We start from the raw sequence: 19,942 nt of genomic DNA on the forward strand, positions 1-19,942 counted from the left end.
GGGTATCTGGGCCGGCTATAGCCTGGCGTTGACATTGAGCTGCCGAGAAACACCTACGCGCCGTCACGCCGTTCATTAAGCTGGCACGCGATTGCGAGCGGCCCCAGCATCTGCCGCTTCTTGCGGTGATGTTGCTGCATGCGGGCCAGGAGTTCGCTGAGCGTAGTGACCGCCTTCAGCACGTGCGCGCCTTTGTTCAGCATTACGCACTCAGCGCGAATGCCAGTTGCCGCATCGGTGATTTCAGCGCGGGATGGGGCGCCCTTCTTGGCCAGGCTTTCCAAGACCTGCGTCGCCCAGATCACAGGGACGTGCGCCGCTTCGCAGAGACAAAGGATGTCCTCCTGCAATTCGGCCATGCGTTCGAAGCCGCCTTCCACGGCCAGGTCGCCTCGGGCGATCATCACCCCGAACCGACGGCGTTTCATGCCAGCCAGGAGCAGCGCGGGAAGGTGCTCGAAGCCGCGCTGGGTTTCGATTTTCAGGACGATGCCCAGATCGGTCGCCTTCAGCCGCGCCAGTGCGTCCAGCAGTGTTTCGACGTCCTCTGCGACATTCACGAACGACATTTCTACGACATCCGCGTGGCGAGCTGCGAAGGCCAGGGCTTCGAGATCATCCGCACTCAGCGCGGGTGCATTCAAGCGGGTCTGGGGCAGGTTGATGCCCTTGTCGCTTTTCAGCGTTGCACCACCCGGTGCGTGGGTGATGCGGACATGGATCTGACCATCATTGATTGACTGGATTACGCCACCGATCTTGCCGTCGTCGAACCAGATCTGTTCGCCCGAGCGTGCATCGTCGAACACGGTCGGCAGCGTGCAGGGTATGCGAGCGGGCGTCAGTAGCGCGCCCGATGCATCGTAAGTCGCTGAGTGTCCAATCGTGTCTGGCCCGGTCACGAGCAGGATCTCACCTTCCTCAAGGTGAATTTTCTGCTCGGCTGCGGGGAAGGGGGCGACACGTGTCTTGCGGCGTTTGCGCGACGTACGCAGGACCTGATCCGGCGCGAAATAGGCGGTCTTCCAGAGTTCGGCCCAACAGCCACGCTTTGTGCATTCCACGATCATCAACAGGCGCTTTGCATCTCGCGCATCGCGAAAGGTGACGACCTCGTTCTCTGCCAACTTAGCCAACCAGTCACCCGCGACGTGGATAGTGGCATCTGCAGGCGAGGGCGGATCGAAAGGACGCTCGCTTGAAGCAAGCCAGATGCGAGCAGGCGCTATTGGATGGCCATACGCATCTCGCCGGGGCTTGGCTTTCAAGACGGCGGGGCCCGACGCGATGCGCCCGGTCCGTAGTTTAGGGCCGGCGAGGTCCATCATGACGGTACATGGCCGCCGCATTTCCTTTTCAGCGTTGCGGATATGCTCGATCATCTTTGCCCATTCGATGGGACCGTCATGGGCACAATTGATCCGGGCGCAGTCCATGCCACTTGCAAGCAGGTCGTGGATGAGGGTGTAGTCCTCGGCGGCCTCGCTGGGCAGTGTCACCATGATCCGCACATCGCGCCCCTGAGGGGGAGTGCCGAAGAGCGCGTCCGCATGTTCGACAAGGCGGTCGTGGCCCGCGGTCAGTGTGCAATCGGGTGCAGCCGTATTCGACGCCGGCTCACCTTCCAGACGTTGAAGGATTGAAATGACCGCATCGACCGCTGACACGATATGACCTTCCGAGCGCCCTAGCGAGGACAGCCCGATATCTGCCAATGCCAATTGCAGCGGACGAATGTCGTGGCATCGCAGCGCGAGGTAGGCAAGCAGATTGCGCGCGCTCTGCTGATAGCCCGGGTCACAGCGTGCAATGCGCGCTTCGCCATCCCGCATGGCTTCGGCGAGCTGTTGCCGCAACTGCTGAAGCTGCCTGAGTAGCGCTTGCGCATCATAAGTAACATCGGCAGCTGGCTGGTTCGAACGTTTCAAGATGAGTCGCTCAAAATGGCGCCCCGCGCGGGCTTCAGGTATCCGACCGCGGTCGGCGCTCAAGCATAGGTGAGCGATCGTTACAAAACGTGAATCGCAGAGACCATCTTGGTATTGCTGCGCTGTCGCGTCAGATAGCAGGGACGGGGGAATGGTAGTGCTTGAGTACTGACCCCGATCTCGATCACGCTGAGGTCGTTGCCGAGCAGCAACTTGCGGGCGAGGCCTATGCCCAGAGGTATGCAGCATGTTTAGCCGATACGTCGGTACTCGCTGGCTGCACAGAGGCATCCTGGGCGCCCGACCGCAGTCGATGGCACAGGCTAGGCTCGTTCTATTTAATAGAACCTAATTGTCGATAAGAGACGGCTATTTAGTTAAGTCGGCAGCGCGCATCATTTCCTCATTGCGGCTCACCACAGGGGTGGCCCAGTCCAGAGGAATACGTCATGTCACAGTCGATCGCTAATGCCACCACCAACACTTCCGTCAACTTCTCCGCCTCGGCGGCCCTCGCGGGGCGCGTCTTCCTGAGCGCCATTTTCATTCTCTCGGGCGTCTCGAAACTCACGGCACCGGCCGGCATGATCGGTTACATCGAGTCGGTCGGCCTGCCATTCCCAACACTGGCGCTCGCACTTGCCATCCTGGTTGAGCTGGCCGGCGGCGTTGCGCTGATACTCGGCTACCGGACTCGCCTTGTGGCCGCGGGCCTTGCTGCCTTCACCGTTGTCACGGCGCTCGCGTTCCATAACCAGTTGGGCGACCAGAACCAGTTCATCCACTTCTTCAAGAACATCGCCATGGCCGGTGGGCTGTTGCAGGTCGTCGCCTTCGGCGCTGGGCGTTTCAGCCTGGATGCGCGTCGCGGTTAACCACTTCAAGGGACTGAGGAAGAAATCATGAAAGCGATTCGCGTAGCGCAATACGGTCAGCCTGAAGGCATCACCCTGCAAGAGCGTCCGGCGCTGGTCCCAGGCCGCAATGAAGTCCTTATCGATGTAGCCGGCAGCGGCGTGAACCCGATCGATTGGAAAATTCTGTCGGGCTCCATGAGAAGCTTCATTCCGCTGGAGTTGCCCTATACGCCCGGCGTCGAAGTGGCCGGCCGCGTAGCGGCGGTGGGCGAAGGGGTGCAAGGTTTCGCCATCGGAGACGAGGTGTTTGGTTTCATCGGGATCGTCGGCGGCTATGCGACCCAGGTGGTCGCCAGCGCTGATCGACTGGCGCACCGTCCCTCCAGGTTGTCTGCGCTCCAGGCCAGCGGCGTGCCGGCTGCGGCGCTCACCGCCTGGCAGGCCTTGCATGAGCATGGGCGCATCAAACCTGGGCAGACGGTTCTGATTCACGGGGCAGCAGGCGGGGTAGGCAGCATGGCGGTGCAGATGGCGCGCTTGGCGGGTGCCACCGTTATCGCCACGGCGTCGGCGCGTAATCATGAGTATCTGAAGTCGCTGGGCGCCGATCAGGTGATCGACTACACCCAGACGCCGTTCGAGACCCAGGTTGATAAGGTCGATGTGGTGCTGGATCTTGTGGGCGGCGACACCCAGACGCGGTCCTGGTTGGTGATCAAGGCCGGTGGCGTGCTGGTCTCTCCTGTAAGCCCGCCGGATGCCGCAGCGGCGCAGGCGGCAGGCGCGACGGGCAAGAATTTCGCCACCCGCTCCGATGGCTGCCAACTTGCCGAGATCGCGGCACTGTTCGAGGCAGGCAAGCTCGTGATCGATGTCGAGGTGCTCCCCCTGTCACAGGCCGAAGGGGCGTTGCGCAAGAGTTGGGCGACACACCCGGGGCAAGCTGGTGCTCGATGCCAGCCGATGAACAACCGTTGCAAGAAGAGCCGGGCATAGCCCGGCTTTTTTGTGCGCGCAAATCCACGACAGCGGAGGCAGAGGCGCAACAGCAACCTTTCTGGAATCCGGCGAGCCTTGGGTTGTCTTCAACCTGGAACAGGAGATGCCTTATGGCTCGCTACATGAAAACCGACTTTCCCTTGCACGACGTCCGGCGCCACCTTGAGACCGGCCCGATCGTGTTGGTGAGCTCCGCCTGGCAAGGCGAAACAGACATCATGACCATGGGCTGGCACATGATGCTGCAGTTCACGCCCGCGTTGTTCGGCTGCTACTTTTGGGAAGGGAACCACAGCTACGAGCTGATCCGCCGCAGCCGCGAATGCGTGATCAACGTGCCGACGGCAGACCTGGCCGATACGGTCGTCAATGTCGGCAACAGCACGGGCACGGAGCTGGACAAGCTCGAAGCCTTTGGGCTGACCGCCGCGCCAGCCGAGTACGTGGCTGCGCCCCTGATCGATGAATGCTATGCCAACTTCGAGTGTCGCCTGGCGGATGACCGGCAGATCGACGAGTACGGGTTGTTCATCTGGGAGATCGTCAAAGCCCACGTGGCGCCGGCCGTGACCGAACCGGAAACCCTGCATTACCGCGGGCAAGGGCAGTTCATGGTTGCCGGGCGTGTGCTCGATTACAGCGATCGGTTCAAGCCCCAAAATCTCTAGCCGCGCTCAGGGCTGCGATAGGCGCTTGGCGTCACGCCTACTTCGCGGCGGAACACCTGGGAGAAATGGCTGGGGCTCGAATAGCCGACCTCCAGGCCGATGTCGATCACGCTGAGGTCGGTCTCGAGCAGCAACTCGCGCGCGCGGGCCATGCGCAGGCGGATGAAGTATTGCGAGGGCGATACGCCGGTGGCCCGCTTGAACAGGCGGCTGAAGTGGTACTCGCTCAGTTGCGCCGCCTCTGCCAGCTCCGCCAGGGAGAATTCGTCCGCCAGACGCTCGTGCATCAACGCCACGACCCGGCGCAGCTTGTAGGCTTGCAGCGCATTGGTGCGCCGGGTGGTGGAGGCCGGGTCACGGTAAGTACGAATCAAGTGGACCGTGAGCGCCTGCGCGAGGCTGTGCACATACAGCGGACTGGGCTCGCGCCGCTCGATGAGTTCGAGGCGCAGCTGTTCGAGCAGCATGCGCACCAGTGCATCCTGGCCTCCGGAAATATCGAGGAAGTTGACCGGCTCGCCCTGACTGCCCAGCAGATCCCGCGCGGCCTGGTCGACCAGCGAATGGGCGAGATACAGATGCATCACCTCGAAGGTGTCGCATCCTCGGGTTTGCCAGCGCATCTCGTAGGGCAGGGCAGAGTTGGTCAGATAAAAGTCCCCCACTTGGACGTCGACCGCTTCCCACTCACCGCCCAGGGTGCGTTCTTCGACCCTGGCGGCACCCGCCAGCACCATGACCAGCAGTGGCTCGGCTACCGCCGGCACCAGGATGGGCTCGGTGATGCTGCGATGGGTGAACAGCTGCAGCACCACATCCTTGAAGCCTGGCTGCTGTGGCAACGCCAGGTGTTCGCTTGGCATGTACTGCAGCATGGATTCGGCGTGAATTCGCTCCGCGTGAATTCGTCGGGCGGCGTTTCGCTCGGCGTGAATGCGCTGCGCGGCACTCCGCTGGACGGCACTCCGCTCGGCTACCGCAGGGTGATCGGCTGGGTCGGATTGATTCACAAGGGACCATCATCGACAAAGCCCTCGGGCGAGGGCGGCGGTCGATAGGGTAGCGCAGCGGTGTGACGCTGCAAGGGCTGGGATCAGCTGGCCAGAGAGGGGATCTGAGCGTCGAGCGCGATGGCCGCGCGCACCGGGTCGAAGTACTCGCGAATGAACGCGAGCTTGCCGTTTTCCACACGCACGAACAGCACGTAGTCCTGCTCGTAACGGCGGCCGGTCGGCTTGATCACGCCTTCGGCCTTGACCTCGGCGCTGGATTCGGAAGGGTTGGCGCCGGGGTGGATCTTCAGATCGAAGAAGCGGAAGTTTTCCACGGCGCCAACGAACCAGCCGACATGGCCCAGCACCTGATCGCGCCCCACCAACCGGGCGGGATGCCCCAGTGTAGGCGCGAAAGGCAGCTCCCAGATCAGGTCGTCGGCAATCAACGTCTTCCAATGCTCGTGGTCGTCAACGAAGGTCGCAAAATGCAGCTCAAGCAGTTCGGCGGCGGTGGTCATGGCCTGCGCTCCTGTACGAATCGGATAACGAAGGGGCCCGGTCTTGGGCCCCTTAAGATCAACCAAACAGCTTGGTGGCGGTACGGGCGATGAGTTCGCCCTGGTGACGTGCCCCGGCCAGCTCGGTCTCGCTTGGCTGGCGCGAGCCGTCGCCGCCAGTGATGGTGGTCGCACCGTATGGCGCGCCGCCGACCACTTCCGAAACACCCATCTGCCCCTGGTGGCTGTAAGGCAAACCGACGATGGTCATGCCGAAGTGCAGCAGGTTGGTGATGATCGAGAACAGCGTGGTTTCCTGGCCGCCGTGCTGTGTGGCTGATGCCGTGAAGGCGCCGCCAACCTTGCCATTCAGGGCGCCGCGAGCCCAGAGGCCGCCCGCCTGGTCGAGGAACGCCGCCATCTGGCTGCTGATGCGACCGAAGCGAGTACCAGTGCCGACGATGATGGCGTCGTAGTGTTCGAGCTCGGCGACGGTGGCCACCGGAGCGGATTGGTCGAGCTTGAAGTAGGCGTTGCGGGCAACCTCTTCAGGCACCGTTTCAGGAACGCGCTTGACGTCGACCTGCGCACCAGCAGCACGTGCGCCCTCGGCCACAGCGTGGGCCATCGTTTCCAGGTGACCGTAGGACGAGTAGTAAAGAACCAGAACCTTTGCCATGAGATGTCTCCTTAACGTTGTGGCTGACAGTGTGTCGCCGCGATGGAGAGCACTTTCTCATGGGGTTAGGTTCGGCAAAAGCCGGCTAATGTCGAGCGTTACGTTCGATTTTATCGAACATCAGGCAGCCTGGGATTGCTCCTTGAAGCGCTCAATCAGCCAGCGCGCGGCCGGGCCGGGTGGCGTGTCGGTACGGTAGATGACGTCGAACAGGTAGTCGCCGCCGGCGCAGTCCGGTAGGTCCAGGCACACGAGCCGTCCATTGGCCAGATCGTCGCGAATCATCGGTTCGGGCATGTTTCCCCAGCCGATGCCCTCGCGAAGCAGCATGTGTTTGGCGCCCAGATCCGCCAACCGCCAGGTCCGCGTCCCGACCACCGCAAATTCCTGGTCTCCCGTCAGCTTGGAGCGGTCAGTGAGCACCAGCTGCACGTGTTCCCGCCCGGCGCCCGGCTCATGGGGTCCGGCAGCGGCCAGTGGATGGGTCGGCGCGGCCACCGGGATCAACGCGACCTTGCCTGCACCGATGCGCTCGATCCCGTCGATGCTCATGGTGAGTGGACCGCTGACGCCCAGCGTCGCGCCCCGATCGAGCACCCGCTGCGTCACCGCACCCAGCGCCTCCATATGCAGGTGCAGGGAGACGGTGGGGAATTGCTCCCGGAAGGCCTTGAGCGCGTCCACCACCCTCTCGCTCGGCAGCATCACATCCAGCACCAGATGCACTTCGGCCTCGAGCCCGTGCAGCAGGCCGCGGACCTTGGCTCGCAACCCGTCGATGCCGTTATAGATGGTCCGGGCCTCGGCCAGTACAGTGCGCCCGGCATCGGTCAGCTGCGGTTTGCGAGTGGTCTTGCGGTCGAACAGGCTGACGCCCAGCTGCAATTCCAGGTTGGCGATCGAATAGCTCACCACCGACGTGGCGCGATGCAGCTTTCGCGCGGCTCCGGCAAAGCTGCCTACCTCCACGACCGTCAGAAACACGCGCAGCTGGTCCAGCGTAGGGGTGCCGGGATCGGAGATCATTTCTAATTCCTCGAACGATTTGGCGCATATTATCCGGGTTTTGCTGAAAAGCTAGCGAGCCTAGAGTGGCTCCCCATCCATCAGCCGCTCAGCGAGATTCCGCCATGACGCTTCATACCTCAGCCTCCTCGATCGAACAGATCATTCTGCCCAACGTACGCGACATCGGTGGGTTCGATGTACGCCGCGCGCTGCCCTCGGCGCAGCGGCGCATGGTGGGACCTTTCGTCTTCCTCGACAGCTTCGGGCCGGTGGTTTTCGGCGCCGGGGAGGGCGTGGACACTCGCCCGCATCCCCATATCGGCCTGGCAACGATCAGCTACCTGCTCCAGGGTGAAATGCTGCACCGCGACAGCGCTGGCCATATCCAGCAGCTGCAGGCCGGTGAGGTGAACCTGATGGTTGCAGGCCGCGGCATCGTCCACTCCGAGCGGTCCAGCGACCCGGTACGCGCCATCGGCAGCACGCTCATGGGCCTACAGGCCTGGGTGGCGCTGCCAGATGCGCATGAAGAGACCGATCCAGGCTTCCAGCACCTCGCTACGCCCTCACTTCCGACGGTAGAGGGCGACGGCATAACGTTGCGGCTGCTGGCAGGCTCGCTCGAAGGCCAGCGCGCCTCGACCTGCACGTTTTCAGACTTGTTCTACGCCGACCTGCAACTGCAAGCCGGGGCGCGATATCACCTTTCTGCCGAGCATATCGAGCGCGCCCTCTATGTGGTCAGCGGCGAGGTTGAAGTGGTCGGCCAGGCCGGGCGTTTCGGTGCGGACCAGCTCGTTGTACTTCGGCCCGGCAGTGACGTCGTCATTCAAGCACTTCAGGGCGCGAGGCTCATGGTGCTAGGCGGCGAGCCGCTCGAAGGGCCTCGCCACATCTACTGGAATTTCGTTTCCAGCCGCCAGGAGCGGATTCTTCAGGCCGCCGAAGATTGGCGATCGGGCCGCTTTCCCGATGTGCCAGGCGACAACGACTACATCCCACTGCCTGAAACCGGCACGCGCTGGCGCTTCAAATAACCTCCAACCCCGCGCAGCTTGGCACAAAACTCCGACAGTCCGGGCAAGCCCGCAAAGGCCGCCATGGCCTGCCTGCGAGACAGTAGAGCCGTCATCAACGACGGCACCTAATCAAGGTGCAGGCCGGCGAATGTCTCGCTTGGCCTCGACTCTGGAGGAATCACCATGGCTGACACCGTCCCGCAAGAAGTCGAAGGCAAGGTCGCACTGGTTACTGGCGCGGCCAGTGGCATCGGTAAAGCCATCGCACTCATGCTGCATGCACGTGGCGCGAAGGTTATCGCCGAAGATTTGAACCCCGCTGTGGAAGAGCTGGCTCGGCCTGGGCTGGTGCCGCTGGTGGCTGACATCAGCGAAGACGGCGCCGCCGAGCGCGCGGTTGGGCTGGCGGTCGAGCAGTTCGGCCGGCTCGACATCCTGGTCAACAACGCCGGGATCATCATCAACAAGCTGGTCGTGGACATGACCCGCGAGGACTGGGAGCGCATCCAGGCAGTCAACGCGACCACGGCGTTTCTGCACTGCCGCGAAGCGGTCAAGGCGATGATGCCGAACAAGTCCGGCGCCATCGTGAACATCGCGTCGTACGCCTCGTATTTCGCCTTCCCGACCATCGCGGCGTACACCGCGTCCAAGGGCGCGCTGGCCCAGCTGACACGCACGCTGGCGCTCGAAGCCATCGAACATGGCATTCGCGTCAACGCCATCGGCGTGGGCGATGTGGTCACGAACATCCTCAACGATGTGGTTGAGGACGGCCCAGGCTTCCTGGCCCAGCACGGCGAAGCCGCGCCTATCGGGCGCGCTGCCCAGCCGGAGGAGATCGCTGAGGTGGTCGCCTTCCTGGCCTCGGAGCGTGCGAGCTTCATGGTTGGCGCCGTGGTCATGGCCGATGGTGGCATGACCGTTACCGCAGGCTGACCCGCCAATCGAAGGCCGCCGACCTCTTCTGGTGGCGGCCTTCGATTGGCCGATACCGCTTCAGGCCACTCTCGCCACTGGCCAGTCGCTTTCGCCCAAAAGTGCAGCCACGGTGCGCTCCCCGAGGGCGAGCCCGACGCTCATGCCGAGCCCGGTATGCATCAGCACTGCCGTGACGCCGTCCGCGGCCTTGACCACACTGAACGGCCCGGGGCCTCGGGCGCCGTAGACGCCTTGCCAGCGTTCGACAACATTGAGTCTGGCGCCAAGTGTGTGCTCGGCGAGATCAATGAGCAGTCGATCCACCGGCTCGGCATTGAAGGGTGAGGCATCGGCGCCGTAGGCGTGGGAATCTCCGATGATCAACTCGCCGTATGGCGTGGGGCTGATCAGCAGGTGAATGCCGTGCGATTCCAGTTCCGGTTGCGTCTCGCGGATCTGCTCGCGGATGGCATCCGCTTCCGGCAAGTCCGCGAACGCGCCGTAGTGGACGCAACTCAGGCCGGTCAGTACGGCATGCTTGAGCTCGAAGGGCGTGTCCAGGCGCGCACGCAGCATCTGCAGGCGGCAAACCTGAGGCTTCAGTTCGGCCATTTCGGCGGCCAGCAGCGTCTGGTAATCGTGACCCGAGCACACCAGGATCTGGGGTGCCTTGAATACGCCCGCTGTCGTGATGGCGCGACCTGGCTCCACATCGCGTACCAGGGTCGAGAAATGAAACTCGACGCCAAGCTCATCGGCCAGGTACGCGACGATCTGCGGCAAGGCCTCCCGCGAATACAGCTGCTGATCATCGAGGCTATGAAGCGCGGCGCGGTGGTGCGCGAAGCGGCCGCCATAGATCATTGCCAGTCGTTCACCATCGAGCAGCTCCGTCCGGTAACCCTCCGTTTTGCCACGGCCTGCGCGAAACGCATGGAGCAGGGCCTCTTCGGCTTCGGTTCGGGCGAAGAGCAGCGAGCCTTGCTGGTGTATCGACAAGCCGGCCGCTATTCCCAGATCTGCCCAAAGCGACCGAGCCTGGCGAGCCAGATCCAACATGGGGCCGGGCGCCTGGCCACCGACCAGCGCCTGGCCGAAGTTTCGGATCGATGCGCCAAGCGGCGTGTGGGTACGCTCGAAGACTTTTACCTTCAGACCGCGTTTGGCGGCGGCCCAGGCATGGGCAAGCCCCAGAATGCCGGCGCCTACGACCGCGAGGTCGCAATCGTGCTGTGACATGGTGTTCCTCATTGAATGGATACGTTCAGCGTGCGGGCCCGATCGCGCCCGATGTATTGGCCATCAACAACGATTTACTGCGCCCGCGGCTCGGACTTGCCGTCGTAGCGCTTGCGCCATTCGGCCAATACCGCGTCGCGGTTCTCCGAGGCCCAGGCAAAATCGTTGGTGATGAGGCGCTGCTCGTAATCGGCGGGCAGTTCCTCGATTTGCCCGGCAACGCCCGGCTGCGCGAGTACGGCGAAGTTCGCCTTGTAGAGGTTCATCGCGCCAGGACTGGCCGAGAAATCCGCGAGCTTTCTGGCGGCATCCAGGTGTGGCGTACCCTTGATGATGGCGGTGGCTTCGATCTCCCAACCAAGACCCTCTTCGGGCAGCACGATGTCGAGTGGCGCGCCCTTGCGCTTGAGCTGGATGGCGGGGTACTCGAACGAGATGCCGATGGGAAACTCGCCGGCGGCTGCCTGCTTGCAGGGTTTTGAGCCGGAATGGGTGTACTGCCCGATGTTGCTGTGGAGCTTATCCATGTAGGCCCAGCCACGCTGCTCGCCGAACATCTGCAACCATGCGCTGACGTCGAGATATCCCGTGCCGGACGAAGCAGGATTCGGCATGACGATCTTGCCCCTATAGACCGGGTTGGTGAGGTCTTCCCACTTCGTGGGTTTGGGCAACCCCTGTTTCTCCGCTTCCACGGTATTGAAGCAAATGGCCGCTGCCCAGACGTCCATGCCGACCCAGGTCGGCGGTGTGGCGCCGTCCCGGTAATTGGCACTGATGCTCCCAAGGTTGGCCGGGCTGTAGGGCTCGAGCATGCCCTGCTTATCGAGGATGGCGAGGCTCGATCCTGCCAGCCCCCAAACCACGTCTGCCTGGGGGCGATCCTTCTCGGCCATCAGCTTTGCCGTGACGATGCCGGTCGAGTCGCGTACCCACTTTATGCTGATATCCGGGTGCTGTTTTTCGAATGCTTCCTTGTAGGTGCGCAGTTGCTCGACCTCCAGCGCGGTATAAACCGTCAGCTCGGTCGCGGCATGGGCAGACAGGGTCGTGGCGGCCAAAAGGCAGGCCAGGGCGATGCGTGTGAACATGGGGGATGCTCCGGTAGGTGTGAGAAGGCAGCGTTCAGGTGTTCTGTGGCAAACGGCCGAGGGCCAGATCGGCGTTGATTGCATCGACGACGGCCGGCAGATCGACAATGGTGTCGATCAGGTAGTGCGGGCGGCTTTCTGCAAACAGCGCATCGATACGCTGGCGCTCGGCGGCGAGGCGATCCGCCGATAACGTCTGGTAGGCCTCCCAGCTCATTCCCAGAAAGTTGCCGGAGAAGCGCAGCGCAACGGTCCACATCCCGGCGTGACGGCCCTCCAGGATGCCCGGCACGGTATCGTCGACCTTGACGCACGCGGCGACGTCATCGATGCCTAGCGCGATGACATTGGCCAGCGCCTGTGCAGGGCTCGGGCGACCCTTGGGCACGTCATCTGTCGCGACGACATGGTCGGGTACGTAGCCGTTGCGGGCGGCGAGTTCGGCGACCTTTTCCATGACGACCCGGGGATAACCCGAGCAGGTGCCGATCTTCAACTCGCGCTCACGTAGCGCTGCCACGCACTCGAGTGCGCCGGGGATCAGGTCGGAAAACTCCGCGACCTTGGCAATCTGAAGCGGCATGAAGCGCTCGTAGAGGGCCGTGACGTCCGCATCGCTGGGCAGGCGATCGAAGCGCCGCCTGAAACGATCCGCGATGGCTGGCTGGTTGCACAGCGTGCGGATGTGGTCCCACTTGCCCATACCCATGGGGCCGCGCGCCTCATCCAGGCTGATCTCGATGTCGAAGGTGGCGAATGCTTCGACGAAAATCTGCGTGGGTGCGAAGGAGCCGAAGTCAACCACGGTGCCTGCCCAATCGAGGATGGCCGCTTGCAGGCAAGTCGGTGTTTGATGATGCATGATCTTTACCTGTGTCGTGTCAGGGGTGAGGAATAGGCTGGCGCCACGCCATGGAGCGGCGGAGCAGCCCGCGCGAAGCCGTGGCGAGCAGTACTGAAACGAAGCCGGAGGTCAGCAGGATCAGCGTCGACATGGCGGCCGCACCGCCTACGTTGCCGGCATCGTCCATGTTGAGAACGGCGACGGCGGCGAGAACGCTGTCGGGGCTGTAGAGGAAGATCGCGGCCGAGACCGTCGTCATCGCGGAGACGAACAGATAGCGGGTGATATCGAGCAGCGCGGGAAGGCACATGGGCACTGTCACGCGGAAAAAGTGCAGAACTAGCGGGACCTTGAGCGATCGCGCCGCCGCTTCGAATTCACCATCGAGTTGGCGCAACGCAGTGGAGGCGGTCATGTGCGCCGTCGTCAGGAAGTGCGCAATGGTGCAGATGACCAGTAGCGTCAGGCTGCCATAGAGACCTGATAGTGGATTGCCGGCGGCGTTGAAAAAGAACACGTATCCAAGCCCCAGTACGAGGCCCGGCACGGCCATCGGTACGAAGCAGAACAGCCGAAGTGCCTGCGTCAGCAGGGTCTGGCGCGTCTTCTCGATGAGGTAGGTGCCGGCAAATATCAGCAGGCTACCGAACAGGGCTGTGAACAGGGCGAGCGTCACACTGTTGCGGTACGCCAACCAGCCGCCCGGAAGCTCCGAAAATGCATAGTGCTGCAGGGAAAGCGAAAGGTTATAGGGCCAGAAAGCAACCAGGGATGAGTAGATGGCCATCCCGAAAACAACCAGCAGCACGAGGCAGATCGCCAGGGTAAGCCCCAGGAAGCAGCCATCCCGGCGCGCTGACGGCGCAGGCCGGTAGACCTGGGCCCGGCTCGCCAGCGCGTCGCGTTGATGTCGGCGCAGCCAGACATCTACCCCGAAGCTCAGGACTGCTGGTGCCAAGAGGACCAGGCCAATGAGCGCGCCACGCCCAAACTGTTGCTGGCCGACCACCGCCTTGTACGCTTCCAATGCCAGTGTCTGGTAATCACCGCCGACCACGACCGGCACGCCAAAGTCGGTGATACATAGCGTGAAGACCAGGCAAAAGGCCGCGAAAAAGCCCTGGCGGCTGCTCGGCCAGGTGATGGTTCTGAACGCGCGCCACGATGAGGTATTCAGGCTCGCTGCTGCATCGAACAGCCGGGCATCGGCAAGCGCAAGTGCCGACATCAGCACCATGAGCGCATGGGGAAAGGTGTAGATGGCCTGCCCAAGCACGATGCCCCAGAACCCGTAGATATTTTCATCCACCAGATCGCGCAGCAGGCCCTGATTGCCAAACAGGTAGATGAGGGCGATACCCGGCAACATCGAAGGCGCTAACAGCGGCAGCAGTGAGATGCCACGCCAGAGTCCCTTGGCTGGGATGCAGGTACGTTGCAGGGCGTAGGCAAAAAGGTAGGCCAGCGGCACGACCAGCGCGGCGACGGTAAGCGATGTCCGGAGGCTGTTGCCTAGTAACCAGCGAAAGTTGTCGCTCGCGAACAGGGCCAAAGCCGCAGTTAAGCCGCCGCCCTGTCCGGCATCACCGATCAATCCGCGCCATAGCATGGCCAGGACCGGTAGGAGCACGGCCAGAAGGAGCAGGGCCAGCAGGAGCGATTGGCCACCGACAACGAACAGGCGGTCGGCGACATCAGGAGAGAGCGGCCGGCGCGCGCGGCGGGCTTCGAGTAGGAGTGCACGTTCCATATCAGGCAAACACCTGCAGGCTATCTGAAGGCAGTGCGACCCGTAACGACCTGCCGGCAAGGCGCGGGACAGCATCCGGGGAAAGCTCGGCGAACATCGCATGCCCGGGCATTGCATCCAGTTCGAAATGCACTCGGCACCGATTTCCAAGGAACGTCAGCTCGTGCATGTGCGCCGAAAACGTGTTCTCGGTTGTGCCCGGGGGATTGAGCTGGATCGCTTCGGGCCGGCAGAAAAGGCGGCCGTTCCTCGCGGCGTTCATGCAGGCAACGCGCACTTCAAGCGCACCTACGCGAGCAACGCCGTTCGTGTGTTCCGAGAACGGCAGCCAATTGCCCTGGCCGATGAACTGGGCCACGAAGGCGGTGGCGGGAGTACGGTAAAGATCGCGCGGCGTGGCGTACTGCTCGACCCGACCCTGGTTGATGACGGCGATGCGGTCCGCCATCAGCAGGGCTTCTTCCTGGTTATGGGTGACCATTACGGTCGTGGTGCCGAGTCTTTTCTGCAGTGCGCGCAGTTCGGTGCAGAGATGCTCTCGTACTTGCGCATCCAGTGCCGACATCGGCTCGTCCAGTAGCAACAGCGAGGGGGCAGGTGCCAACGCGCGTGCCAGTGCTACGCGCTGTTGCTGGCCGCCGGAAAGCTGGTTCGGATATTTGCGTTCAATACCTTGCAGGCCAACCAGGTCGAGCATCTCGGCAACACGCGTGCGGACCTCGCTTCGGGTCTTTATGGACAGCCCGTATCCAATGTTCTGCTCGACCGTCAGATTGGGGAAAAGCGCGTAGGACTGAAAGAGGATGCCGTAGTCCCGCGCTTGCGGCGGTAGCATCGAGACGTCTTTCGAGCCGAGCACAACGGTGCCGCGGTCCTGATGTTCGAGGCCCGCGATGCAACGAAGGAGGGTGGTTTTACCGCAGCCCGAGGGGCCCAGCAGGCAGGCCAGTTCACCCGGCTCGACATCGAGAGATACGCCATCCAGTGCGGTGTAGGTGCCAAAGGCCTTGCAGATGTCGCGCACCTGCAGGCCGATTGAATGTGGCTTGGCCATGTGGGATACCTCGTTGGGAGCCGATAGCTCGAACGAGGATCATGCTAAGCAGGCACTACTAAGCCTTCGTGGCATTTGCCGCAAACCTGCCGATAGTGTCATCAGCGATTTTGCGTAGCGGTCACCGATTGGCGGCAGCGCGCGCCAGCGACAGGAACGCGGCCGGCAGGCGCGCCTGGCGTCGCTCCTTCAGGCAATACAGGTATTCGCCTATGTAAGGCGCGCCTTCGAGCTCAATGACTTTGAGCTGTGGCGCATCAGGCACTTCATGTCGCGCGATGATGCTGATGCCGATATTGCGCAGCACCGCTTCGCGTATGGACTCGCGGCTGCCGATTTCCAACAGGGGGCCGGCGGCCCGCCCGGCGTCTTGCAGGAGCGCCTCGGTCAAAACTCGGGTCGTGGACCCGGCTTCTCGCATGAGAAGACAATGCCCGCCAAGGGCACTCAGAGGGACACGATCGTGCGCGGCGAGCGGATGGTGACGATGCACCGCGAGCACCAGCGGATCTTCACCCAGCAACAGGCAGGTCAGGCGGGTATCGGCGATTTTCTGGGAGGAGGCGCAGACGTCCACCCGATACTCTTCCAGGGCTTCGATCACCTGCTGGGAGTTGCCGATCTCCAGCGTCACGTCGCAGCGAGGGAATTGCTCGCGGAACCGCTTGACTAGATCCAGCACGTAATAGGGCGCCGTAGCACCGATGCGCAGTGACCCTTCCACCTGGCCGCTGTTGCGCAGGAAGAATTCGATATCGGCTTCCTGTTGAAGCAGCTGCTGGACCATTGGAAGCAGCTGTATCCCCTCATCGCTCAACGCCAGGCGACGTCCGCCGCGGTGGAAAAGCTCGACCCCGTATTGCCCTTCCAGGTTTCGAATCTGAGTGGTCACGGTCGGCTGGCTCAGCCCAAGCTTCTTCGCGGCCTGAGTGACGCTCCCAAGCCGGGCGACCATGTAAAACGCTTTGAGCTCGGCAGACAGCATGCGTAGATCCGTTCCCTGAAAGATCGAAGGGCGGGCATCGCCGTGCCCGTGCGGATGCTACTCCGAATCACGCATAGCTGGCATGAGGTTGTTCGACCGGCTGCCCATGCCATCGCGCCAGCCCATGCGATACGACCCATCGAGCGCTACTGCACGCAGCGCGGGGTTGCTCTCGGCATCATTCGCCGCGGATGTACTGTTCCAGATGCCGGATTGTCGAAGCCTGCTCCTGGACGGTTTCCTTCACCAGGTCACCAATGGACAGCAGCCCGACGAGGCGGCCGTTACCCATGACCGGCAAGTGGCGCAGGTGGTGCTCAGTCATCAGCGACATGCACTCGCTTACGGTCTGCTGCGGCAGCACGATGATCACGGCCTCGGTCATGATCTCGCTGACGGGTGTAGCGAATGAGGAGCGGCCCTGCAGTACGACTTTGCGCGCATAGTCGCGCTCGCTGATGATGCCGACCAGCTCGCCATCTCGCAGAACGGGAAGGGCGCCAACGTTCTTGTCGGCCATCAGGCGTAGCGCGTCCAGAACGGTGGCATCCGGACTGATGGTGTGGACGTCCTGCATGGCCTTGGCGGCGATCAACTGGCCTGCGTTTCTCATGTCGTATTGCTCCCTACGATGCGCTTTGGTTGGCGGTAACGGCAGTGTGATCCAAGCCAGACGCGGCCTCCAGCCACGGTGCGCAATGGGAACGATTGATGACGTTAATGGATAGGTGCCAGGCCGCCGGTCAATGGCGCTATGTCCGGAAAGCGCGCCACGATGTCCGGATTCGATGCGTCTGTTCGATTGAGGCCGCTTGGTGGCGATTCGACAATAGATCGTCCAACGCCATCACCTTACCGAGACATCCATGAACCGAGCTGCCGCACCCCGTATACCCCTGATACCTGCGTCCTTTTTTGCCATGACACTTGGCCTCGCCGAGACGGGGAACGCGTGGCGTTTCGCCTCGGACTGCTGGGGGTTGCCCCGCGAGGCCGGGGAGATGCTGGAGGGTCTTGCGATCCTGTCGTTCGTTGTCTGGCTGGGCCTTTACGTCTACAAATGGTGTATGGCGCGGGAGGCTGCTCTGGCTGAATGGCGCGACCCGGTCCAATCCGCTTTCATTGCACTCATTCCGGAGTCGGTCATTTTGATCGCACTGGCCGTGCAGCCGTACCAGCACGGTTTGGCCGTAGGGCTGTTCTGGCTGGGCTCCGTTGCGAACCTGGCCTACGGCGCGCTCCGAATGGCCGCAACCTGGCAAGTACAGCGTGAACCGGTTCAGATCGTACCGCCGCTACTGCTGACCTACAGCGCAAGCGTACTGGTCAACGCACTGGCCGCGGGCGCTTTTGGCTATGTCACCTATGGCTGGATGCTCTTTGGCATTGGAGCCGTTTCCTGGTTTGTGCTGGATTCGGTGCTGACGCAGCAGTTGATGTCAGGTGGCTTGGCCGCCCGCACCCGCAACTTCATGGGAATCTACATGGCGCCTTGCGTCGTCGCGCTCGTGGCGTATCAGATGCTCAGCGGGGCGCAGGCACATTTGCCTGTGACGCTGGCGCTTTCCGGATATGCCGTGTTCGTGGCAGCTGCATTGTTCGTTTCGCTTGGCTGGCTCCGAGAGCAGCCGTTCGCGGCGGGTTACTGGGCCTACACCTTCGGCGTGGCAACACTGGCGCAAGGCCTGATCCTCGCCGTGGAGCGGCACCCTCACGCCGGGCTTGAAACAGTCGCCATCATTGGCTTCTGCGCCGCTATCATCGTCACTGGTTGCGTGGCGGTCGGCACGCTCAGGCTTTGGCTCAGGGGCGGCTATTTCCCGGCTGCACCCGTGTCAGGAGGAATGCCCGCGAAATGAAACGCGTCGCGATGCTGGTGTTTGACCGGGTCCAGTCGCTGGACGTCGCCGGCCCGCTGGATGTATTTGCCGAGGCCAATGGTTTCGTTTCGCCCGGGGCTGGCTACGAGGTTGTCCTGGTCGGAGCGGACGGGCGCCCGCTACGTGCTTCCAATGGCATGAAGATCGATGCGGATCGTGCCGTGAGTGCAGGCCCGGTCGGGGCGGATCTGTTGCTCGTGCCAGGCGGGCCAGACCTTCCAACAGCTGCGACTGACCCGGTCATCAGCGCATGGTTGGCGAAAGAAGCGCAGTGTACGCCCCGGTTTGGCTCGATCTGCACGGGTGCGTTCCTGTTGGGGCGTGCTGGCCTGCTGGAGGGTGCAATTGCAACCACCCATTGGCAGCATGCGCAGCGCTTGCGCGAGCAGTTTCCCAAAGCCGAAGTGGAAGTGGATCGCATCTATGTCCGGCATGGCCGGATGGTTACGTCCGCGGGCGTGACGGCGGGGATCGACCTCGCACTGGCCTTGGTCGCAGAAGATCACGGGGCAGGCGTGGCACTCGCCGTGGCGAAGCGCTTGCTGGTTGTCACGCAGCGGCAGGGTGGGCAGTCGCAGTTCAGCCCGTTTCTCCCTGACACGATTGATCCGGACCCGACCGTGGAGCGCGTGCAACGCCATGTGATGGAGCACCTCGCGGATTCGCTGACGATAGAAACGTTAGCCGGTGTGGTCGCGATGAGCCCGAGGCATCTCGCCAGGGTATTTACCCGTGAACTCGGCTTCACGCCAGGCGAGTTTGTCCAACGGGCCCGTATCGACCGGGCGCGACAGTTGCTCGAAGGTACGCTGCTTCCGCTAAAGACCGTTGCCTATCGATGTGGGTTTGGCAGCGCGGCGCGAATGCGGCTTGTCTTCGGCCAGCGGCTCGGCATTACGCCCGCCCAATATCGAGACCGGTTCAGCCATCAGCGCGACAAGACGGGCGGCGCGCAAGGCGCTTGAACGGTGTTTGCCTACAGCCTGTAATGGGCGAGTAGGGCGCAGGCCCCCGCGGGACACGCGAGGGCCTTTTACATCAGTTGCTCGGGCGTTGCTTGGTCGCGTCGAGTTCGGTCTTTTTTCCAGTGGTGATTTCGGTGATCTTCGCGGATTGGCCGATGGCCCGGTCGAAGGCATCCTGCATGGCGGCAATGGCTTCCACCGCGGTGCCCTCGAGTCCGCCCTTCGCGGCCCAATCGAAATTCCAGACACCGGACAGGCCGTCTGCGCCCGGTACATCGTGAGTTTCGATCGCGGTGTAGACGTCTGGATGGGCCACCATGTAGGCCGCCGCCGCCGAGACGTCCGCCGGTACGGAGCCCTTGGCGTTTTCGGCCAGCTGGCTTAGCTGGCTTGCGTGGATCGCCGACTTGCCTTCCTGTCGCAGGTAATCGGCAATGATCTTGCTCGACCGCGCGATGTTCAGCTTCTGGTCGAAGAGGGCTGCGTTGCTCTGCGCGGGTGGCGTTACGCCTGTCGATGGAACGGTCGTGGACATCGGTGTCTCTCCTTGGCTTATGAATGTC

At 62.7% G+C, this 19,942-nt stretch carries 19 protein-coding genes and 1 pseudogene; 7 read left to right on the forward strand and 13 right to left on the reverse strand.

Annotation, left to right across the window (positions count from 1 at the left end):
- Nucleotides 1-53: 53 nt before the first annotated feature.
- Nucleotides 54-1,928, reverse strand: coding sequence for a pyruvate kinase (locus ACY8D3_RS06075; RefSeq protein ID WP_462382531.1), 1,875 nt, complete (start codon nucleotides 1,926-1,928; stop codon nucleotides 54-56).
- Between the two features lie 449 nt (nucleotides 1,929-2,377).
- Here ACY8D3_RS06075 and ACY8D3_RS06080 point away from each other — a divergent pair, with 449 nt between their 5' ends.
- The 3 genes and pseudogenes from ACY8D3_RS06080 to ACY8D3_RS06090 all read left to right on the forward strand — a co-directional run bounded on the left by ACY8D3_RS06080 (nucleotide 2,378) and on the right by ACY8D3_RS06090 (nucleotide 4,452).
- A complete protein-coding gene (locus ACY8D3_RS06080) occupies nucleotides 2,378-2,803 on the forward strand; it encodes a DoxX family protein (RefSeq protein WP_462382533.1) in 426 nt (141 codons plus the stop codon).
- A 27-nt stretch (nucleotides 2,804-2,830) separates the two neighbouring features.
- Nucleotides 2,831-3,752: pseudogene (locus tag ACY8D3_RS06085) on the forward strand (NADP-dependent oxidoreductase).
- A 142-nt stretch (nucleotides 3,753-3,894) separates the two neighbouring features.
- A complete protein-coding gene (locus ACY8D3_RS06090; protein ID WP_462382535.1) occupies nucleotides 3,895-4,452 on the forward strand; it encodes a flavin reductase family protein in 558 nt (185 codons plus the stop codon).
- On the opposite strand, the gene ACY8D3_RS06095 is transcribed toward ACY8D3_RS06090, so the two are convergent.
- The 4 genes from ACY8D3_RS06095 to ACY8D3_RS06110 form a co-directional block, all read right to left on the reverse strand.
- The gene (locus ACY8D3_RS06095; RefSeq protein ID WP_462384266.1) at nucleotides 4,449-5,327 is read right to left on the reverse strand and encodes a helix-turn-helix domain-containing protein; all 879 of its coding nucleotides are present in this window, start codon (nucleotides 5,325-5,327) and stop codon (nucleotides 4,449-4,451) included. The two genes, ACY8D3_RS06090 and ACY8D3_RS06095, sit on opposite strands and share 4 nt — an antisense overlap.
- Nucleotides 5,328-5,545: 218 nt before the next feature.
- Complete coding sequence (locus tag ACY8D3_RS06100; RefSeq protein WP_462382536.1) at nucleotides 5,546-5,965, reverse strand: nuclear transport factor 2 family protein; 420 nt, start codon at nucleotides 5,963-5,965, stop codon at nucleotides 5,546-5,548.
- Between the two features lie 58 nt (nucleotides 5,966-6,023).
- Nucleotides 6,024-6,623 (reverse strand): NAD(P)H:quinone oxidoreductase, encoded by a 600-nt coding sequence (gene wrbA, locus ACY8D3_RS06105; protein ID WP_178079726.1) that lies wholly within the window; start codon nucleotides 6,621-6,623, stop codon nucleotides 6,024-6,026.
- Between the two features lie 120 nt (nucleotides 6,624-6,743).
- On the reverse strand, nucleotides 6,744-7,649 hold the full coding sequence (locus ACY8D3_RS06110) for a LysR family transcriptional regulator (RefSeq protein WP_462382538.1): 906 nt from the start codon (nucleotides 7,647-7,649) through the stop codon (nucleotides 6,744-6,746).
- A gap of 104 nt (nucleotides 7,650-7,753) precedes the next feature.
- Between ACY8D3_RS06110 and ACY8D3_RS06115 the strand changes: the two genes are divergently transcribed.
- Both ACY8D3_RS06115 and ACY8D3_RS06120 read left to right on the forward strand, forming a co-directional pair.
- On the forward strand, nucleotides 7,754-8,668 hold the full coding sequence (locus ACY8D3_RS06115; protein ID WP_462382540.1) for a pirin family protein: 915 nt from the start codon (nucleotides 7,754-7,756) through the stop codon (nucleotides 8,666-8,668).
- Nucleotides 8,669-8,833: 165 nt separating this feature from the next.
- Nucleotides 8,834-9,589: an SDR family NAD(P)-dependent oxidoreductase gene (locus tag ACY8D3_RS06120; protein ID WP_462382541.1), complete on the forward strand. Its 756-nt coding sequence runs from the start codon at nucleotides 8,834-8,836 to the stop codon at nucleotides 9,587-9,589.
- 60 nt (nucleotides 9,590-9,649) lie between these two features.
- Here the strand turns inward: ACY8D3_RS06120 and ACY8D3_RS06125 are convergent, their stop codons facing one another.
- The 7 genes from ACY8D3_RS06125 to ACY8D3_RS06155 form a co-directional block, all read right to left on the reverse strand.
- Nucleotides 9,650-10,810, reverse strand: coding sequence for a TIGR03364 family FAD-dependent oxidoreductase (locus tag ACY8D3_RS06125; protein ID WP_462382543.1), 1,161 nt, complete (start codon nucleotides 10,808-10,810; stop codon nucleotides 9,650-9,652).
- A gap of 74 nt (nucleotides 10,811-10,884) precedes the next feature.
- Nucleotides 10,885-11,901: a putative 2-aminoethylphosphonate ABC transporter substrate-binding protein gene (locus ACY8D3_RS06130; protein ID WP_462382545.1), complete on the reverse strand. Its 1,017-nt coding sequence runs from the start codon at nucleotides 11,899-11,901 to the stop codon at nucleotides 10,885-10,887.
- A gap of 34 nt (nucleotides 11,902-11,935) precedes the next feature.
- Nucleotides 11,936-12,763 (reverse strand): phosphonoacetaldehyde hydrolase, encoded by an 828-nt coding sequence (gene phnX, locus ACY8D3_RS06135; protein ID WP_462382547.1) that lies wholly within the window; start codon nucleotides 12,761-12,763, stop codon nucleotides 11,936-11,938.
- A gap of 19 nt (nucleotides 12,764-12,782) precedes the next feature.
- Nucleotides 12,783-14,495 carry a putative 2-aminoethylphosphonate ABC transporter permease subunit gene (locus ACY8D3_RS06140; protein ID WP_462382549.1) on the reverse strand — a complete coding sequence of 571 codons (1,713 nt, stop codon included), beginning with the start codon at nucleotides 14,493-14,495 and terminating at the stop codon, nucleotides 12,783-12,785.
- A 1-nt stretch (nucleotide 14,496) separates the two neighbouring features.
- On the reverse strand, nucleotides 14,497-15,549 hold the full coding sequence (locus ACY8D3_RS06145) for a putative 2-aminoethylphosphonate ABC transporter ATP-binding protein (RefSeq protein ID WP_462382551.1): 1,053 nt from the start codon (nucleotides 15,547-15,549) through the stop codon (nucleotides 14,497-14,499).
- Between the two features lie 121 nt (nucleotides 15,550-15,670).
- The gene (locus ACY8D3_RS06150) at nucleotides 15,671-16,534 is read right to left on the reverse strand and encodes a LysR family transcriptional regulator (protein WP_462382552.1); all 864 of its coding nucleotides are present in this window, start codon (nucleotides 16,532-16,534) and stop codon (nucleotides 15,671-15,673) included.
- 178 nt (nucleotides 16,535-16,712) lie between these two features.
- Nucleotides 16,713-17,147, reverse strand: a complete 435-nt coding sequence (locus tag ACY8D3_RS06155; protein ID WP_462382554.1) for a CBS domain-containing protein — start codon at nucleotides 17,145-17,147, stop codon at nucleotides 16,713-16,715.
- Between the two features lie 253 nt (nucleotides 17,148-17,400).
- On the opposite strand from ACY8D3_RS06155, the gene ACY8D3_RS06160 reads away from it, so the two are divergent.
- The gene (locus ACY8D3_RS06160; protein WP_462382556.1) at nucleotides 17,401-18,393 is read left to right on the forward strand and encodes an SLAC1 family transporter; all 993 of its coding nucleotides are present in this window, start codon (nucleotides 17,401-17,403) and stop codon (nucleotides 18,391-18,393) included.
- On the forward strand, nucleotides 18,390-19,379 hold the full coding sequence (locus ACY8D3_RS06165) for a GlxA family transcriptional regulator (RefSeq protein ID WP_462382558.1): 990 nt from the start codon (nucleotides 18,390-18,392) through the stop codon (nucleotides 19,377-19,379). Before ACY8D3_RS06160 ends, ACY8D3_RS06165 begins: the two co-directional genes overlap by 4 nt.
- 73 nt (nucleotides 19,380-19,452) lie before the next feature.
- On the opposite strand, the gene ACY8D3_RS06170 is transcribed toward ACY8D3_RS06165, so the two are convergent.
- Nucleotides 19,453-19,914 (reverse strand): hypothetical protein, encoded by a 462-nt coding sequence (locus ACY8D3_RS06170; protein ID WP_462384501.1) that lies wholly within the window; start codon nucleotides 19,912-19,914, stop codon nucleotides 19,453-19,455.
- Nucleotides 19,915-19,942 lie beyond the last annotated feature (28 nt).

It is taken from the genome of Pseudomonas sp. Marseille-QA0892, from assembly GCF_054950135.1.

Bases quoted from the DNA above. Each gene is read 5' to 3' on its own strand.
- ACY8D3_RS06100 (WP_462382536.1), bottom strand. From the start codon at position 5,965: ATGACCACCGCCGCCGAACTGCTTGAGCTGCATTTTGCGACCTTCGTT.
- ACY8D3_RS06165 (WP_462382558.1), top strand. From the start codon at position 18,390: ATGAAACGCGTCGCGATGCTGGTGTTTGACCGGGTCCAGTCGCTGGAC.
- ACY8D3_RS06095 (WP_462384266.1), bottom strand. From the start codon at position 5,327: ATGCTGCAGTACATGCCAAGCGAACACCTGGCGTTGCCACAGCAGCCA.
- ACY8D3_RS06080 (WP_462382533.1), top strand. From the start codon at position 2,378: ATGTCACAGTCGATCGCTAATGCCACCACCAACACTTCCGTCAACTTC.
- ACY8D3_RS06145 (WP_462382551.1), bottom strand. From the start codon at position 15,549: ATGGCCAAGCCACATTCAATCGGCCTGCAGGTGCGCGACATCTGCAAG.
- ACY8D3_RS06140 (WP_462382549.1), bottom strand. From the start codon at position 14,495: ATGGAACGTGCACTCCTACTCGAAGCCCGCCGCGCGCGCCGGCCGCTC.
- ACY8D3_RS06130 (WP_462382545.1), bottom strand. From the start codon at position 11,901: ATGTTCACACGCATCGCCCTGGCCTGCCTTTTGGCCGCCACGACCCTG.
- ACY8D3_RS06115 (WP_462382540.1), top strand. From the start codon at position 7,754: ATGACGCTTCATACCTCAGCCTCCTCGATCGAACAGATCATTCTGCCC.
- ACY8D3_RS06125 (WP_462382543.1), bottom strand. From the start codon at position 10,810: ATGTCACAGCACGATTGCGACCTCGCGGTCGTAGGCGCCGGCATTCTG.
- ACY8D3_RS06170 (WP_462384501.1), bottom strand. From the start codon at position 19,914: ATGTCCACGACCGTTCCATCGACAGGCGTAACGCCACCCGCGCAGAGC.
- ACY8D3_RS06155 (WP_462382554.1), bottom strand. From the start codon at position 17,147: ATGAGAAACGCAGGCCAGTTGATCGCCGCCAAGGCCATGCAGGACGTC.
- ACY8D3_RS06110 (WP_462382538.1), bottom strand. From the start codon at position 7,649: ATGATCTCCGATCCCGGCACCCCTACGCTGGACCAGCTGCGCGTGTTT.
- ACY8D3_RS06090 (WP_462382535.1), top strand. From the start codon at position 3,895: ATGGCTCGCTACATGAAAACCGACTTTCCCTTGCACGACGTCCGGCGC.
- ACY8D3_RS06150 (WP_462382552.1), bottom strand. From the start codon at position 16,534: ATGCTGTCTGCCGAGCTCAAAGCGTTTTACATGGTCGCCCGGCTTGGG.
- ACY8D3_RS06160 (WP_462382556.1), top strand. From the start codon at position 17,401: ATGAACCGAGCTGCCGCACCCCGTATACCCCTGATACCTGCGTCCTTT.
- wrbA (WP_178079726.1), bottom strand. From the start codon at position 6,623: ATGGCAAAGGTTCTGGTTCTTTACTACTCGTCCTACGGTCACCTGGAA.
- phnX (WP_462382547.1), bottom strand. From the start codon at position 12,763: ATGCATCATCAAACACCGACTTGCCTGCAAGCGGCCATCCTCGATTGG.
- ACY8D3_RS06120 (WP_462382541.1), top strand. From the start codon at position 8,834: ATGGCTGACACCGTCCCGCAAGAAGTCGAAGGCAAGGTCGCACTGGTT.